Origin of the sequence: Mycobacterium sp. shizuoka-1, from assembly GCF_002723835.1 — a bacterium.
Classification (GTDB): Bacteria; Actinomycetota; Actinomycetes; order Mycobacteriales; family Mycobacteriaceae; genus Mycobacterium.
Map to the genome: position 1 here is coordinate 8,176 of NZ_BEWG01000057.1, position 15,729 is coordinate 23,904.

A 15,729-nucleotide genomic window follows, 5' to 3' on the forward strand; every position below is an offset into this window, starting at 1 on the left:
GCCAAGAAGGCGGCTCCGGCCAAGAAGGCTGCGCCCGCCAAGAAGGCGGCTCCGGCCAAGAAGGCCGCGCCCGCCAAGAAGGCGGCTCCGGCCAAGAAGGGCCGTCGCTAACATCGGTACGTCGAATACGCCGCGGGCTCAACGCCCGCGGCGTATTTGCGTGTCAGGGCCGGATTGCCAATGGGCTGTCGATGTAATCGGCGGCGACGATCCGATCGCCGGACATCGACAGCACCCAGGTGCTGCCCTTGCGGTTGCGTGACTTGTCCGGTTTGTCGGTGTCCCGCCACCATGCCAACAGGTAGGGAATCACCTTGCCCTGTGTGCAGATCACCGGTGTGCCACCGTGGGCAGCGATCTCGGCGACGCGCTTGTGGGCGGCGTCCGGATCCACGGCATATGCCTCTTCGGTGAGGCTCGCCTCGGTCGAGATCCGCACACCGAGTTCCTGCGCCAGCGGCTCGACAGTCTGAATGCAGCGAACGCGGTCGGCGGCATAGATGTCGGTGGCGCCGAACGCCATCAGTTGCCCGGCAAGTGACTCGGCCTGGGCGCGACCGTTCTTGTCGAGCGGCCGGCTTCGGTCGTCGCCCTTGTAGCGGGACTTGATGCCTGCGGTCCCGTGCCGAACGATCAACATCGTGTCGGTGTCCGCCGGCTGCGCGGCGAAGGCCTTCAACACGTCCCGGTCTCGGGGATAGGTCAGCCGTTTCACCGCATCGTCGACCGGCATCCACTCCAGCCGGTCGACTTCGTCACCGGGAGTGAACTCGCCACCGAGCGCTCGGGCGACCCAGTAGTGCACGACCTTGGAGCCCTGCGCAACCTGATAGTGCGTATGCATCAGGCGCCGGCCGAGCTGTGATCGCTGACCGGTTTCCTCCCAGATCTCGCGCACCGCGGCGATCGGCTCATTCTCCCCGGGATCCACCTTGCCTTTCGGCAAGGACCAGTCGTCATAGCGGGGGCGATGGATGAGCGCGACGTACGGCTCACCGGTCTCGGCGTCGGGGCGCCACAATGCCGCGCCGGCCGCGAGAATCACCCGCCGAGAGGGCTTACCTGTCTTGGCCGCGGACTTCTTCGTCGATTTGGTCCTCGAGCTGTCACGTGACGCTCTCTTGGCCACCTCAACTCCCGCAGATCAATTCGGGTCCCCGCCGGGGACCGGTCCTGGTGGGGGGCAACGGAAGAGGCACTCAGTGCTGCCGGTGGAGTTCCATCAGCCACACCTGATGGTCGCGGACCTGCCGACCGTCCTGGGGTGCGGCCGTCCACTTGCCGTCGGGGCCCAGTTCCCAGCACCGGGTCGAAGGATCCATCGCCGACTCGAAGATGTCGTCGAGGTATCCGGTGAGCCGGGGGTCTTTGACCTGTGCGAGAACTTCGATGCGGCGGTCCAGATTGCGGTGCATCATGTCGGCGCTGCCGATGAAGAACTCGTTGATCGCGTTGAAGTGGAAGATCCGCGAATGCTCCAGGAAGCGGCCGAGAATGGAGCGCACCACGATGTTCTCCGAGAAACCCTCGGCCCCCGGCTTGAGCGCGCAGATACCGCGGACGACCACCTCGACTCGCACCCCGGCCTGCGATGCGCGGTAGAGCGCGTCGATCACCTGTTCGTCGACAAGCGCGTTGGCCTTGAGTCGAATCCGGCCGTTGCCGCCGTGCCGGTGCGCGTCGATCTCGCGCTCGACGCGTTCGACGATGCCCTTTCGCACCCCGTGCGGCGCCACCAGCAGATTGCGATAGCTGACCTTGCGGGAGTACCCGGTCAGCGAATTGAACAGGTCGGTCAGGTCGGCGCCGATGTCGGGGGCGGCGGTGAGCAGGCCGACATCTTCATACAGCCGGGCGGTTTTCGGGTTGTAGTTGCCGGTGCCGATGTGGCAGTAGCGGCGGATCGTCGACCCTTCGCGGCGCACCACCAGGCAGGTCTTGCAGTGCGTCTTGAGTCCGATCAACCCGTAGACCACGTGCACGCCCGCGTCTTCAAGTGTGCGGGCCCATTTGATGTTGGCCTGCTCGTCGAAGCGCGCCTTCAGTTCGACCAGGGCGACCACCTGCTTGCCGGCCTGGGCCGCGTCGATGAGCGCGTTGACGATAGGGGAGTCGCCGGAGGTCCGGTACAGCGTCTGCTTGATGGCCAACACATTCGGATCGGCGGCAGCCTGCTCGATGAAGCGTTGCACGCTCGTCGAGAACGAGTCGTACGGGTGGTGCACCAGCACATCACCGTCGCGCAGGGTCGAGAAGATGCTCTTGGGGGTCTCGCGCTCACCGAAGGCCGGGTGAGTGGCCGGCACGAACGGGCGGTCCTTCAAGGCTGGGCGGTCGACGCCGTAGACCTGCCACAGTGACGACAGATCGATCAGACCCGGCACCTGCACCACATCACTGGGATCGACATCCAGTTCGCGCAGAAGGAGTTCGAGCATGTGCTCGGTCATGTCGTCGGCGACCTCGAGGCGGACCGGAGAGCCGAACCGCCGCCGCGCCAGCTCGCGTTCCAGCGCCTGAAGCAGATCCTCGTCGCGGTCCTCTTCGACCTGCATGTCGGCGTTGCGGGTGATGCGGAACACGTGGTGCTCGACGATCTCCATGCCGGGGAACAACACCGGCAGGAACGCCGCGATGAGTTCCTCGGTCGGCAGGAACCGGACGACGTCCGACTCCCCGTTGGTGCCGGTGAGTTCGACGAACCGGTCGACGTTGTCGGGAACCTTGATGCGGGCGAAGTGCTCGCCGCCGTCGTCGGGCGATTTGACGGTGATCGCCAGGTTCAGGCTCAGCCCGCTGACGAACGGGAACGGGTGTGCCGGGTCGACAGCCAGCGGGGTGAGGACGGGGAACACCTGCTCGTGGAAATAGGTCGACAGCTCACCACGTTCGGCGTCGGTGAGTTCGGCCCAGTTGACGATGCGGATGCCTTCTTCGGCCAGCGCGGGACGCACCGACTCGATGAACACCTCGGCCTGGCGCAGCGAGATCTGCCGGGTGCGCTCGCCGATGCGGCGCAGCTGCTCGCGAGGGGAGAGCCCGTCGGCGGAACGCACCGAGAGCCCCATCTCGTCGCGGCGTTTGAGACCGGCCACCCGGACCATGTAGAACTCGTCGAGATTGGACGCGAAGATCGCCAGGAACTTGGTCCGCTCCAGCAGGGGCAAGGAGGTGTCGGCCGCCAGGGCCAGCACCCGGGCGTTGAAGTCCAGCCAGCTCAGCTCGCGGTTGAGGTACCGATTCTCGGGCAGTTCGTTCTCGACAGCGGTGTCCGTGGCCGCGGGTGGGGCCTCCGGCGCCTCACCGGGCTGCCAGTCGTCATCCGTGGATCGCGTGTCGGTTTCCGTGTCGGTCACAGTCCCGATCATCCCCCATCCGTGGGGCGCGTGGACGGCAGCAGCCGAAAGTCGAGGGCCGTTCAGGTGTTGTTCACCGTCAGTGGTGCGCGATTGCCCTGGTTGTCGCTACGCCGACACCGATTTCCCGTGCCGACTGCAGGTCCTCGACGGTGTCGATGTCACAGCGCAAGCCGGGCCAGGAGCCGGTCAGTTCGACCGCGCCGGAGTCACGATGCCGGCGCGCCGAGTCACGACCGAGCAGCGGATCCAGCGGCGCGCCGAACGCGAACAGCGCCGCGGTGCCGCTGCCGTGCCGGTCGGCGACGAAACTGCGCCGGTGCGATCGGGCCTGCGACAGCGCCTCGGCCAGCTCGCGGGTCTGCAGGGCAGGCAGATCTCCTTGCAGCACAACAGTATTGGTGACTCGTTCGGTGACCGCCGACCAAGCGAACCGGACCGCGGCGTTCAGCGGGTCGGGCTCGGTGGGCGGGGTGGTGTCGGTCAGCACGGATGCGCCGAGCTCACGGGCCGCGGCGCCCGCAGTGTCGTCGGGGGTGACCACAGTGATCGACTCGACGGCGCTGACCGCCCGGGCCGCGGTGATGGTGTCGATCAGCATCGCGAGGACAACCCGCTCACGGGTTTGCGCCTCGAACACCGGGCTGAGCCGGGTCTTGGCCGCTACCAGCCGTTTGACCGCGATGATCACGCCGACATCGGCTGCGCCGCTCATGTTCACCATCCTTCCAGCGCCGCTCGGGGCGGACGCATTCCTGTCGGCGGGTACTGGCAGCGGCGTGGGTTACGTTAATGACCATGACCAGCACCGTGGGCACTGCCGCAGTGATGGGCGCCGGTGCCTGGGGAACCGCACTGGCCAAAGTGCTGGCCGACGCCGGTTCCGAGGTCCGGTTGTGGGCGCGCCGGGCCGACGTGGCCGACGAGATCAACGCCACCCACACCAACACCGGATATCTGCCCGGCATCGAGTTGCCGGGCGCCATCCGCGCCACCACCGACCCCGCCGAGGCCCTCGACGGGCTGACCACCGTGCTGCTGGCGGTCCCGTCGCAGACCCTGCGCACCAACCTCGAGCAGTGGCGCGGCATGATCACCGGCGGCGCCACCCTGGTGAGCCTGGCCAAAGGCATCGAACTGGGCACTCTGATGCGGATGAGCCAGGTGATCGTTCAGGTCACCGGCGTCGACTCCAGCCAGGTCGCCGTTGTCTCCGGCCCCAACCTGGCCGACGAGATCGCCGAACAACAACCCGCCGCGACCGTGGTGGCGTGCACCGATTCCGGCCGGGCCGTCGCGTTGCAGCGCGCGCTGAACACCGGATATCTGCGGCCGTACACCAACGCCGACGTGATCGGCACCGAGATCGGTGGAGCCTGCAAGAACGTCATCGCGCTGGCCTGCGGGATGGCGGCCGGGGTCGGCTTGGGGGAGAACACCGCGGCGGCGATCATCACCCGCGGCCTGGCCGAGATCATGCGACTGGGAATCGCGGTCGGCGCCAAGTCGACGACGCTGGCCGGTCTGGCCGGGGTGGGGGATCTGGTCGCCACCTGCACCTCCCCGCACTCACGCAATCGCAGCTTCGGTGAACGACTGGGCCGCGGCGGCACCATCCAGGCGGCGCAACAGGCCGCCGGCGGGCACGTCGCCGAAGGCGTCGCATCGTGCGAATCGATCCTGGCCCTGGCGTCCAGCTACGACGTCGAGATGCCGCTCACCGATGCCGTGCATCAGGTGTGCCACAAGGGTTTGTCGGTCGACCAGGCGGTGGCGCTGCTGTTGGGCCGCAGCACCAAACCGGAGTGACCCGCAGATGAGCGAGTACGGCGATTCCACCCGCACGGTCAAAGCCGTGAGTTTTCAGCCGGTTCCGGGTGAACCGGTCGGGCCGGGCCCGGTACCGGCGTCGGCGTTCCATCTGTCCGACGACGAGGGCAGTGAGTCCGATACCTACGGTCGCGCCTCGAATCCGGGCTGGCGTCGGCTGGAGTCGGCGTTGGCTCAGCTTGAGGGGGCCACCACAGCCCTGAGCTTCGGGTCCGGGATGGCGGCGATCACCGCAGCGCTGCGGGTGACCGCCGCCCCAGGGTCGGTGCTGGTCGTTCCCGCCGACGGCTACTACCAGGTGCGCCGCTACGCCGCCGAAAGTCTTGCCCCGGCCGGGATCACGGTTCGCGAGGTGACCACCGATCAGATCTACCGTGCCGCCGAGGATGCCGACGTGGTGCTCGCCGAAACCCCGACCAACCCGGCACTGGACGTCGTGGATCTGCACCGGCTCGCGCAGATCTGCCGGCGCCGGGGTGCGCGGCTGCTGGTCGACAACACCACCGCCACCCCCATGGGACAGCAACCCCTGTCCCTGGGAGCCGATCTCGTCGTGGCCAGCGCCACCAAGGCGTTGTCCGGGCACAGCGATCTGCTGGCGGGCTACGCCGCGGGCAGCCACCCCGAATTGATGTCCGCGCTGGAGCGGGAGCGCCTGCACTCCGGTGCGATCCTCGGTGCGTTCGAAGCCTGGCTCGTGCTGCGCAGCCTGGGCAGTGCCGGGCTGCGGTTCGAGCGGCAATGCCAGAACGCGCTGGCGCTGGCCACCGCACTGCGGGGACACCCGAAGGTCCGGTCGGTGCGCTATCCGGGGCTGTCCGGCGACCCGTCCTATCCGGTGGCGGCCGGCCAGATGCGCCGGTTCGGCGGACTGGTGTCCGTGGAGCTGCCCGACGCGGCCGCGGTGCACGCGCTGGTGCGTCGCAGCGACCTCCTGGTCGCCGCGACGAGCTTCGGCGGTATCCACACGTCGGTGGATCGTCGCGCGCGGTGGGGCGACGCGGTGCCCGACGGGTTCGCCAGGATCTCGGCGGGCATCGAGGACACCGACGACCTGCTCACCGACGTCTTGACTGCGCTCGAGGCCTGAATTGGCTGTTCACGGCGCCACATCGTGCCGGCAACACCCGGGCTGTAGCCTCTCTAGGTTGTGACTTCCCGTATCCGTGTCGCTGTCGTCTACGGGGGACGCAGCTCCGAGCACGCCATTTCCTGCGTATCGGCGGGCAGCATCCTGCGCAACCTCGACCCGGAGCGCTTCGAGGTCGTCGCCGTCGGGATCACCCCGGAGGGCTCGTGGGTGCTGACCGACGGCCGCCCGGAGACTCTGGCCATTACCGACCGGCAGCTGCCGCAGGTCAGCGGCGACTCGGGAACAGCACTGGCGTTGGCGGCCGATCCGTTGCGCCGCGGCGAGTTGGTGTCGCTGGGCGAGGCCGCCGGTGAGGTGCTGCCGTCGGTGGACGTGGTCTTTCCGATCCTGCACGGTCCCTACGGCGAGGACGGCACGATTCAGGGCCTGCTGGAATTGGCGGGCGTGCCGTATGTGGGCGCCGGGGTCTTCGCGAGCGCGGCAGGCATGGACAAGGAGTTCACCAAGAAACTGTTGGCCGCCGCCGGGCTGCCGATCGGTGACCACGTGGTCCTGCGGGCCCACCAGAAGGCGCCGACGCTGGACGACATTGAACGACTGGGCTTTCCGATGTTCGTCAAACCCGCGCGCGGCGGCTCGTCGATCGGGGTGAACCGGGTCAACAACGCCGACGAGCTGACCGCGGCCATCGCCGACGCCCGGCGTCACGATCCGAAGGTGATCATCGAGGCGGCTGTCAGTGGCCGTGAACTCGAGTGCGGTGTGCTCGAATTTCCCGACGGCTCAGTACAAGCCAGCGCCATCGGCGAGATCCGGGTCGCCGGTGTCGGTGGCCGGGAGGACGGGTTCTACGACTTCGCCACCAAATACCTCGACGACGGCGCCGAACTCGACGTGCCCGCCAAGGTCGACGACGATGTGGCCGAACACTTGCAGCGCTTGGCAATCGAGACGTTCAACGCGCTGGACTGCCAGGGCCTGGCCCGGGTCGACTTCTTCCTCACCGACGACGGTCCGGTGGTGAACGAGATCAACACGATGCCCGGCTTCACCACGATCTCGATGTATCCGCGGATGTGGGCAGCCAGCGGCGTCGACTATCCGACGCTGGTGCGCACCATGGTCGAGACCGCGCTGGCCCGGGGAACCGGGCTGCGCTGACTCAGCGAGCCGGGTTCGGATCGATCGGCACCGCGGTCATGGTCCGCGCGATCAGATCCGACAACGCCTGGATGGGCGTCGGCCCGGACTGCGTCGGCAGCGTCAGCGCCACGTACACCGGGCGGTCCACGGTGACCCAGGTGCTGTGCTCGATGTTGGGGTCGTCGACCCGGAACCACTGCACCGCGTCGACCACCTGAATAGGTGAGCCGACCACGAACTCGGCCGGCCGCTGCACGCCGCACCGCATGATGACCGGATAGTTGTCCGCCTCACCCCGCCACGCCGCGGTGCCGGCGGGAACCGGCTCGGCGGCGGCCACCCGGTGGAACTCACCGAGGTTGGCCGGCAGCGCCGCCAGCAGCGCCTTACAGCTCGCGGAATCGGCTTTCGGCGCCGGCACCGAGGCGATGACCACCGGCTGAATCGGGGCGTGCCGGGTGGCCGCGATCCCGAGGACCGCGCCGATGGCGGCGACCGCCAGCACCACCGCCGCGATCAGCAGGGCGCGGGGCGGGCCGTCCGACGGATTTTCGGGGGCCGACGTCACGGCGCGACGCATCGGTCAGCCGGCATCGGCGATGGGGCAGGTCAGGGTCCGGGTGATGCCTGCGATCTGCTGGATGCTGGGCACGATGGTGGCGGTGAGATCGTCGTGACTGGCCGATCCGACCCGCACCACCACGTCGTAGGGTCCGGTGACGTACTCCGACGACAGCACCCCGGGCAGCGCGGCCACCTGCTTGGCGACGACCTCGGCGCGGCCGACCTCGGTCTGGATCAGCATGTAGGCCTCCACCACCCGTCGTCTCCTCGCCTCGATGTTCGCCGGTGTGCGACGCCGCCCCTACACTGACGTGTCCGGGTGTCGGCAAGGCCCAAAGGTACCGCAGGTTGCCGCACCGATCAGCGTGTGCGACAGCAGGAGGCGCCGTGGCCGACGGTGGCGAACCCACCTTGCGCCAGCTGGGCGAGTTCAGCGTGATCGACCGGCTGGTGTCGGGTCGGCGGCAGCCCGACGGTGTTGCCGTCGGTCCCGGCGACGATGCGGCGGTGGTGGCGGCCCCCGACGGGCGGGTCGCGGTCACCACCGACATGCTGGTGGAGGGCCGCCACTTCAGGCTGGACTGGTCGGCCCCCCATGACGTGGGCCGAAAGGCCATCGCCCAGAACGCCGCCGACATCGAATCGATGGGTGCGCGGTGCAGCGCGTTCGTCGTCGCGTTCGGCGCCCCGGCGCACACCCCGGCGGCGCTCGTGCAGGAGCTGTCCGACGGAATGTGGCAGGAGGCCGCGGGATTGGGCGCCGGCATCGTCGGCGGCGACCTGGTGGCCAGCCCGCAGTGGGTGGTGTCGGTGACGGCCCTGGGGGATCTCGCGGGACGTGCCCCGGTGTTGCGCACTGGCGCCCGGGCCGGGTCGGTGGTCGCCGTGGCCGGCGATCTCGGCCGTTCGGCCGCCGGATACCTGTTGTGGCACAACGACGTCGAGGGTTTCGACGATCTGCGTCGCCGTCATCTGACACCGCATCCGCCCTACGGTCAAGGCATCGTGGCCGCCGATGCCGGCGCGCAGGCCATGACCGATGTCTCCGACGGGTTGCTGGCCGACCTCGGCCACATCGCCGACGCATCCGGGGTGGCGATCGACCTCGCCGCCGACGCGCTGCGGCCCGACGCCGACGCGGTCACGGCGGCGGCGGCCGCGGTTGGGGCGGACCCGCTGGAGTTGGTGCTCTCCGGTGGTGAAGATCACGCACTGGTCGCCTGCTTTGCCGGTGCGGTGCCGCCGGGTTGGCGGGTGATCGGCACGGTGGCCGACGGCGCGCCCGCGGTTCTCGTGGACGGGCGGGCGTGGGCCGGGTCGGCGGGCTGGCAGTCCTTCGACTGATCGCACACGTTAGGTTGGCCTGCGTGACGACCACCGCGCGGCCGCTGACCGAACTCGTCGAGGAGGGCTGGGCGCAGGCGCTGGCCCCGGTCAGCAATCAGGTCTCACAGATGGGCCAGTTCCTTCGCGCCGAGATCGCCGCCGGCCGGCGTTATCTGCCTGCCGGGCCGAACGTGTTGCGCGCCTTCACGTTCCCGTTCTCCGAAGTGCGGGTGCTGATCGTCGGACAAGACCCCTACCCGACACCGGGCCACGCGGTGGGCCTGAGCTTCTCGGTGGCTCCCGACGTCCGGCCGCTGCCGCGCAGCCTGTCCAACATCTTCACCGAATACACCGCCGACCTCGGCTACCCGACGCCGTCGACCGGCGATCTCACGCCCTGGTCCCAGCGCGGCGTCATGCTGCTCAACCGGGTGTTGACCGTCCGCCCGGGAAACCCGGCGTCGCACCGGGGCAAGGGCTGGGAGGCGGTGACCGAATGCGCGATCCGCGCCCTGGCCGCCCGCGATCAGCCGCTGGTCGCGATCCTGTGGGGGCGCGACGCGTCGACACTCAAGCCGATGCTGCTCGACGGCGGGCCCGACGGCACCGCCCGCTGTGTGGCGATCGAATCGCCGCACCCGTCGCCGCTGTCGGCGTCCCGGGGCTTCTTCGGTTCCCGGCCGTTCAGCCGGGCCAATGACCTGTTGACGCAGAGGGGTGCCGAGCCGATCGACTGGCGGCTGCCCTAAGCCCAGGTCAGGCCGCTACCGGCGTCCCGAGGCGATGCTGGGCATCGACTGTGGGGCAGCTGTGCGGAGATTTCGCTGTTTGGGATCGGTAGTGGCTGACCGCGGTGTGTACTCGGCGTGACAAGGACGAACCGACTCATCGGTGCGGACCGCGGAAAGGACTCATCCATGGCGCTCACGCGAACACTCACCGGCGCTCTCATTGCGGGTTTCGGCGCGGCTTCGACCCTGTGGCTCACCGGTGCGGGCGGCCAGATCGCGACCGCGCACGCCGACAACGTGCGGTGTGACCCCGCCTGTCACGGCACGTGGTGCCCGGGGGACCCGATCACGTTCCGGGTCGAGGCGCTGGCGGTGAGCTGGGATCCGAACATCTGCCACGAATACCACCAAGTGGCCGGGCAGCCGGGGGTGTATGCCGAGGGCCCACTGCCTGCGGGAACGTTCGTCTGCCCACCGTGGGCGTTCATGTGCCCCTGAGCGTGGGCATGGTGCGCCGGACCCGAGGGGTCCGGCGGGCGCGATCAGCCGCGGGAGACCTTGCCGGCCTTGAGGCACGACGTGCAGACGTTCACCCGCTGCTTGTTGCCACCGGGACGGGTCACGGCGTGCACGGTCTGGATGTTCGGGTTCCACCGGCGGCTGGTCCGGCGATGGGAATGCGACACCGACTTGCCGAAGCCGGGGCCCTTTCCGCAGACGTCGCACACGGCAGCCATGTAGAACTCCTCTAAATCAGTAGTCAAACTATGTCCAACGTTGTCCAGGGGGCCAACGACCGAGCGACGGGTGACCCGACAACCTGACTAGGATAGCCGTCCGGCGAACCGAACGCCAAAATGCTCGGCGCCCGCCGTCCGTCCAGTCCGCAGAAACGCCCGTGAGCTGCACTGTTGGTAGCGGTGACGCCGTGGTGTCGGGTGCACTGGCTAGGCTGGCGCGACGAAGCGCAGTGGTGTGTCGGGGGTCGCGAGGAGGTGCCGATGCCGGACCGGCGGCTTGACGCATCGGCCTTGTACGAGTGGGCCCACACCGCCGTCGGCGATCTGATCACCCACACCGACGAGATCAACCGGCTCAACGTGTTCCCGGTGGCCGATTCCGACACCGGCACGAACCTGCTCTTCACCATGCGCTCGGCGCTCGACGCGGCGAAATCGGCGGTCGGCTCGGGCGACGTCAGCCAAGTGGCCGCCGCGCTGTCCGATGGTGCGCTGCACGGCGCCCGCGGAAACTCCGGGGTGATCCTGTCGCAGATCCTGCGCGGCCTGGCCGACGTGACCGCGTCGGCCGCCGAGGACACCGAGGGGGCGCTGGCCGACATCGACGCGGTCCTCCTCGGTGCGGCGCTGCGGCACGCCGTCGGACTGGTGGTGTCCTCGATGGGCGGGCAGTTGGTGGCCGGCACGATCGTGTCGGTACTCCAGGCGGTCGCCGAGGCCATCGCGCATCGTGCCGCCGACGGCGCGGGGCTGGCCGGGGCGCTGGCGGCAGGCGGTGACGCGGGCGTGGCCGCACTCGAGCGCACCCCCGACCAACTCGACGCGCTGGCGCGCGCGGGCGTCGTCGACGCCGGCGGGCGCGGGTTTCTGGTCCTCGTGGACGCGCTGACCGCGACCATCGCCGGCGAGGCGCCCCGCCGGGACGCCTATGAGCCGGGGCCACCGCGGCTGGAAAGCGCCGCCGCCGGGCCGGCGCCCCCGCAATTCGAGGTGATGTACTCACTCGCCGACTGTCCAGCCCCGGCGCTCGAACCGCTGCGCACCCGGCTGGAGCAGCTCGGTGACTCGGTGGCGATCGCCGCGTCCGCGGAAGCCGACCGCTACTCGGTACACGTCCACACCGACGACGCCGGTGCCGCGGTGGAAGCCGGACTCGAAGCCGGCGCGGTCAGCCGCATCCAGATCTCGGTGCTCAGCGCCGGCCCGGCGCGAGTCTCGCCCGGGAGCTGGAGTCGTGACCGCGCGGTGCTGGCCGTCGTCGACGGCGACGGCGCCGCCGAACTCTTCGACCAGGAGGGTGCCTGCGTGTTGCGCCCGGATCCGGCGCTGGCCGACCCGGTCAACGGGATCACCGCGCGAGAGCTGCTGCGGGCACTCGTCGACGCCGGGGCCGCACAGGTGATGGTGCTGCCCAACGGCTACGTGGCGGCCGAGGAACTGGTGGCCGGGTGCACGGCCGGAATCGGTTGGGGCATCGACGTCGTCGCGCTGCCGACCGGGTCGATGGTGCAGGGGCTGGCCGCGCTCGCCGTGCACGACCCGGGCCGGCACGCCGTCGACGACGGCTTCTCGATGGCCAGGGCTGCCGCCGCCGCCCGGCACGGGTCGGTGCGCATCGCCACCGAGCAGGCGCTGACGTGGGCCGGCTCCTGCCGGCCCGGTGACGGTCTGGGCATCGCGGGCGACGAGGTGCTGGTGGTCGCCGACGATATCACCAGTGCAGCAACAGGATTGATCGATCTGCTCCTGGTCGCCGGTGGCGAGCTGGTCACCGTGCTGATCGGGGACGGTACCGATCCCGCCGTCGCCGACGCGCTGGCCGCCCATGTGCACCGTCGTCATCCCGGCGTCGAGTTCGCGACGTATGCCACCGGCCACCGGGGTGACGCCTTGCTGATCGGGGTGGAGTAGACGTGGTCGGCCTCACCGACCGACTCGACGGCATCGTGGGCGGCAAGGCGGCGGGCCTGCTCGACGAGGTGTTCGGCATCCGCACGGTCGACGACCTGCTGCGGCACTATCCGCGAAAGTACATCCACGGCATGTCGGTGTGGGGTGAGGACGAGGCGCCGCCCGAGGAGGGCGAGCACATCACCCTGGTCGGCGAGATCGAGAAGGCCGAGGTCCGCTGGACCAATCGCCAGCCCAAGCGCGAATACCTGGTGATCACGCTGGGCAAGGGGCGGCGCAAGGTCACCGCGACGTTCTTCAACGCCAAGTACCTCAAGAAGGAGCTGATCGCAGGCGTCCGGCTGATGCTCTCCGGCGAGGTCGGTTTCTTCCGCGGCGCCATGCAGCTCACCCATCCGGACTTCCTGGCGCTGAACTCGCCCAAGGGGCGGGTATTCGGCAGCAAGTCGCTCAAGACGATTGCCGACACCTCGACTTCGCAGAGCGGCGAGTTGTCGATGGCGGCCTTCGAGCGCGACTTCTTTCCGATCTATCCCGCCAGCTCCAAGCTGCAGAGCTGGGACATCTACGCCTGTGTGCAGCAAGTGCTCGCGGTGCTCGACCCGATTGCCGACCCGCTGCCCAAAGCGGTTGTGGATCACCGCGGTCTGATATCCGAAGACGCCGCCCTGCGGGCGATCCACGTCGCCGAACGCGAGCCCGAGCGCGAGGCCGCCCGCGAGCGGTTGAGGTTCGACGAGGCCGTGGGCATGCAGTGGGCGCTGGCCCAACGCAGGCACGGCGAACTCGGCGAGTCCGGGCCGCCGGCGCCGCGTCGCGACGACGGGCTGGCCGCCGCGTTGATGCAGCGGCTGCCGTTCGAACTGACCGCGGGCCAGCGTGAGGTGCTCGGCGTCGTCGCCGCCGAACTCGCCGCTACCAAACCGATGAACCGGCTGCTGCAGGGTGAGGTCGGCTCCGGTAAGACGATCGTGTCCGTGCTGGCCATGCTGCAGATGGTCGACGCCGGTTACCAGTGCGCGCTGCTGGCCCCGACGGAAGTCCTTGCCGCCCAGCACGCACAGTCGATCCGCAGTGTTCTGGGACCGCTGGCGATGGCCGGTCAGCTCGGTGGCGAGGACGGTGCCACCCGGGTGGCGCTGCTGACCGGATCGATGACCGCGGCCCAGAAGCGGCTGGTGCGCGACGAGGTGGCGTCCGGCGAGGCCGGCATCGTCGTCGGCACCCACGCGCTGCTGCAGGACGCGGTGGAGTTCCACCGATTGGGTTTCGTCGTCGTCGACGAACAGCACCGGTTCGGCGTCGAGCAACGAGACCGATTGCGCGCCAAGGCACCTGACGGGATCACACCACATCTGCTGGTGATGACGGCCACGCCGATCCCGCGCACCGTGGCGCTGACGGTGTACGGCGATCTGGAAACCTCCACGATGCGCGAACTCCCGCGCGGGCGCCAGCCGATCACGACCAACACCATCTTCGTCAAGGACAAGCCGCAATGGTTGGCCAGGGCCTGGCAGCGGATCATCGAGGAAGTCGGCGAGGGCAGGCAGGCCTACGTCGTGGCGTCCCGCATCGACGAGGACGACAAAAGCGGGTCCGACCAGGCCGGTCCGCCCGCCGAAACCGTCATCAACCTGTTCAAGCACCTCGGCCACGGCCCGCTGGCCGGATTGCGGCTGGGGCTCATGCACGGGCGGCTGCCCGCCGACGAGAAGGATGCGGTGATGGCCGCCTTCCGGGCCGGCGACATCGACGTCCTGGTGTGCACCACCGTCATCGAGGTCGGCGTGGACGTGCCGAACGCGACGGTGATGGTGGTGATGGATGCCGACCGGTTCGGGATCAGCCAGCTGCACCAGCTGCGGGGGCGCATCGGCCGCGGCGCGCATGCCAGCCTGTGCCTGCTGGCGACCAAGTTTCCTGAGGGTTCCAAGGCCGGCGAGCGGCTGGCCGCGGTGGCGGGCACGCTGGACGGTTTCGTGCTGGCCGACCTGGATCTGCAGGAGCGCCGCGAGGGAGACGTGCTGGGGCTCAACCAGTCCGGCCGGCCGATCACATTGCGCTTCCTGTCGCTGGCCGAACACCTGGACGTGATCGTGGACGCGCGTGAGGTGGCGCAGTCGATGTACAACCGGGATCCGGACAACCGCGGAATGGCCATCCTGGCCGGGCAGTTCACCGGTGGCGACCGAATCGACTACCTGGACAAGGCATGAGGCGCCGTCCGCTGCTCTGGCTGGCCGCGACCGCTGCGGCGTCGGTCATCGTTTCGGTGCAGGTGATCTCCTCGACCGGCGAGCCCGACCGGATGGTGGCGCGGGCCGACGTGCCGACGGTCGCCCCGGGCACCGATGTGCTCGATGGTGTGGTGATCGTCGCGCAGCGCGTGCGGGGTTATGACTATCACCGCGATGCCTTCGGCGATGCCTGGGATGACGACAACTCCGCACCGGGCGGGCGCAACGGGTGCGACACCCGCAACGACATCCTCGACCGCGACCTGGTCGACAAGACCTACGTCTCGACCAAGCGGTGCCCGCACGCGGTCGCCAGCGGCGTCTTGCACGATCCCTATACCAGCGCGACGATCCCGTTCACCCGGGGTGCGCAGGTCGGCGCGGCCGTGCAGATCGACCACCTGGTGCCGCTGGCCTACGCCTGGGACATGGGCGCCCGGGACTGGCCGCCGGACATGCGACTCCGGTTCGCCAACGACCCGGCCAACCTGCTGGCGGTGGCGGGGCAGGTCAACCAGGACAAGGGCGATCAGCAGCCGGGCGTGTGGATGCCGCCCAACCACGCGTTCTGGTGTCAGTACGCGATGCAGTTCGTCGCGGTGCTGCGGGGATATTCGCTGCCGGTGGATCAGGCCTCGGCCGACGAACTGCGCCAGGCCGCGGCCACCTGCCCTCGCAGCTGACCCCCGTTTCGCCCCCGCAACGGGCCGCCGCGGCGGGTCGCCGCAGGTCAAAAATCCGCACGAATCGCAGTATTCAAGCCCACAGCCGTTAAATACGCATTGTGGATGCGCA

At 69.2% G+C, this 15,729-nt stretch carries 16 protein-coding genes; 10 read left to right on the forward strand and 6 right to left on the reverse strand.

The genetic code is table 11. The features are described from left to right. Positions 1 to 111, forward strand: a 111-nt coding sequence (locus MSZK_RS33595; protein WP_233211361.1) for a hypothetical protein, incomplete at its 5' end; no start/stop codon positions are given. Positions 112 to 163: 52 nt separating this feature from the next. Here the strand turns inward: MSZK_RS33595 and MSZK_RS16835 are convergent. The 3 genes from MSZK_RS16835 to cofC form a co-directional block, all read right to left on the reverse strand. After that, positions 164 to 1,129, reverse strand: a complete 966-nt coding sequence (locus tag MSZK_RS16835; protein ID WP_099249782.1) for a bifunctional NUDIX hydrolase/histidine phosphatase family protein — start codon at positions 1,127 to 1,129, stop codon at positions 164 to 166. Between the two features lie 70 nt (positions 1,130 to 1,199). Next, a complete protein-coding gene (locus MSZK_RS16840) occupies positions 1,200 to 3,368 on the reverse strand; it encodes an RNA degradosome polyphosphate kinase (protein ID WP_099249785.1) in 2,169 nt (722 codons plus the stop codon). A gap of 67 nt (positions 3,369 to 3,435) precedes the next feature. Further along, on the reverse strand, positions 3,436 to 4,071 hold the full coding sequence (cofC, locus tag MSZK_RS16845; RefSeq protein ID WP_099249979.1) for a 2-phospho-L-lactate guanylyltransferase: 636 nt from the start codon (positions 4,069 to 4,071) through the stop codon (positions 3,436 to 3,438). An 83-nt stretch (positions 4,072 to 4,154) separates the two neighbouring features. Here cofC and MSZK_RS16850 point away from each other — a divergent pair, with 83 nt between their 5' ends. Genes MSZK_RS16850 through MSZK_RS16860 form a run of 3 tightly spaced genes read left to right on the forward strand, consistent with a single transcriptional unit; the run spans position 4,155 to position 7,440 of the window. Then, complete coding sequence (locus MSZK_RS16850) at positions 4,155 to 5,165, forward strand: NAD(P)H-dependent glycerol-3-phosphate dehydrogenase (RefSeq protein WP_199203371.1); 1,011 nt, start codon at positions 4,155 to 4,157, stop codon at positions 5,163 to 5,165. A gap of 7 nt (positions 5,166 to 5,172) precedes the next feature. Next, positions 5,173 to 6,276: a cystathionine gamma-lyase gene (locus tag MSZK_RS16855; RefSeq protein WP_099249788.1), complete on the forward strand. Its 1,104-nt coding sequence runs from the start codon at positions 5,173 to 5,175 to the stop codon at positions 6,274 to 6,276. A gap of 60 nt (positions 6,277 to 6,336) precedes the next feature. Beyond that, the gene (locus MSZK_RS16860) at positions 6,337 to 7,440 is read left to right on the forward strand and encodes a D-alanine--D-alanine ligase family protein (protein WP_099249790.1); all 1,104 of its coding nucleotides are present in this window, start codon (positions 6,337 to 6,339) and stop codon (positions 7,438 to 7,440) included. 1 nt (position 7,441) lies between these two features. Here the strand turns inward: MSZK_RS16860 and MSZK_RS16865 are convergent, their stop codons facing one another. Beyond that, positions 7,442 to 8,002: a DUF3515 domain-containing protein gene (locus MSZK_RS16865; RefSeq protein WP_099249793.1), complete on the reverse strand. Its 561-nt coding sequence runs from the start codon at positions 8,000 to 8,002 to the stop codon at positions 7,442 to 7,444. A gap of 3 nt (positions 8,003 to 8,005) precedes the next feature. Beyond that, positions 8,006 to 8,242: an Lrp/AsnC ligand binding domain-containing protein gene (locus MSZK_RS16870; RefSeq protein ID WP_099249796.1), complete on the reverse strand. Its 237-nt coding sequence runs from the start codon at positions 8,240 to 8,242 to the stop codon at positions 8,006 to 8,008. 131 nt (positions 8,243 to 8,373) lie between these two features. On the opposite strand from MSZK_RS16870, the gene MSZK_RS16875 reads away from it, so the two are divergent. The 3 genes from MSZK_RS16875 to MSZK_RS16885 all read left to right on the forward strand — a co-directional run bounded on the left by MSZK_RS16875 (position 8,374) and on the right by MSZK_RS16885 (position 10,541). Continuing rightward, entirely contained in the window at positions 8,374 to 9,330 is a 957-nt protein-coding gene (locus MSZK_RS16875; RefSeq protein ID WP_099249799.1) for a thiamine-phosphate kinase, read from the forward strand. A 23-nt stretch (positions 9,331 to 9,353) separates the two neighbouring features. After that, entirely contained in the window at positions 9,354 to 10,061 is a 708-nt protein-coding gene (locus MSZK_RS16880) for a uracil-DNA glycosylase (RefSeq protein WP_099249801.1), read from the forward strand. Between the two features lie 168 nt (positions 10,062 to 10,229). Then, positions 10,230 to 10,541, forward strand: a complete 312-nt coding sequence (locus MSZK_RS16885; RefSeq protein ID WP_099249803.1) for a hypothetical protein — start codon at positions 10,230 to 10,232, stop codon at positions 10,539 to 10,541. A 44-nt stretch (positions 10,542 to 10,585) separates the two neighbouring features. Here the strand turns inward: MSZK_RS16885 and rpmB are convergent, their stop codons facing one another. Beyond that, positions 10,586 to 10,780: a 50S ribosomal protein L28 gene (rpmB, locus tag MSZK_RS16890; protein ID WP_005141756.1), complete on the reverse strand. Its 195-nt coding sequence runs from the start codon at positions 10,778 to 10,780 to the stop codon at positions 10,586 to 10,588. Positions 10,781 to 11,044: 264 nt separating this feature from the next. On the opposite strand from rpmB, the gene MSZK_RS16895 reads away from it, so the two are divergent. From MSZK_RS16895 to MSZK_RS16905, 3 genes are read left to right on the forward strand one after another with little or no spacing between them, the layout of a single operon-like run. After that, positions 11,045 to 12,694 (forward strand): DAK2 domain-containing protein, encoded by a 1,650-nt coding sequence (locus MSZK_RS16895; RefSeq protein WP_099249981.1) that lies wholly within the window; start codon positions 11,045 to 11,047, stop codon positions 12,692 to 12,694. A gap of 2 nt (positions 12,695 to 12,696) precedes the next feature. Then, complete coding sequence (gene recG / locus MSZK_RS16900; protein WP_099249806.1) at positions 12,697 to 14,913, forward strand: ATP-dependent DNA helicase RecG; 2,217 nt, start codon at positions 12,697 to 12,699, stop codon at positions 14,911 to 14,913. Next, complete coding sequence (locus tag MSZK_RS16905; RefSeq protein ID WP_099249809.1) at positions 14,910 to 15,617, forward strand: HNH endonuclease family protein; 708 nt, start codon at positions 14,910 to 14,912, stop codon at positions 15,615 to 15,617. The genes recG and MSZK_RS16905 overlap by 4 nt, the downstream gene beginning before the upstream one ends. Positions 15,618 to 15,729: the final 112 nt, after the last annotated feature.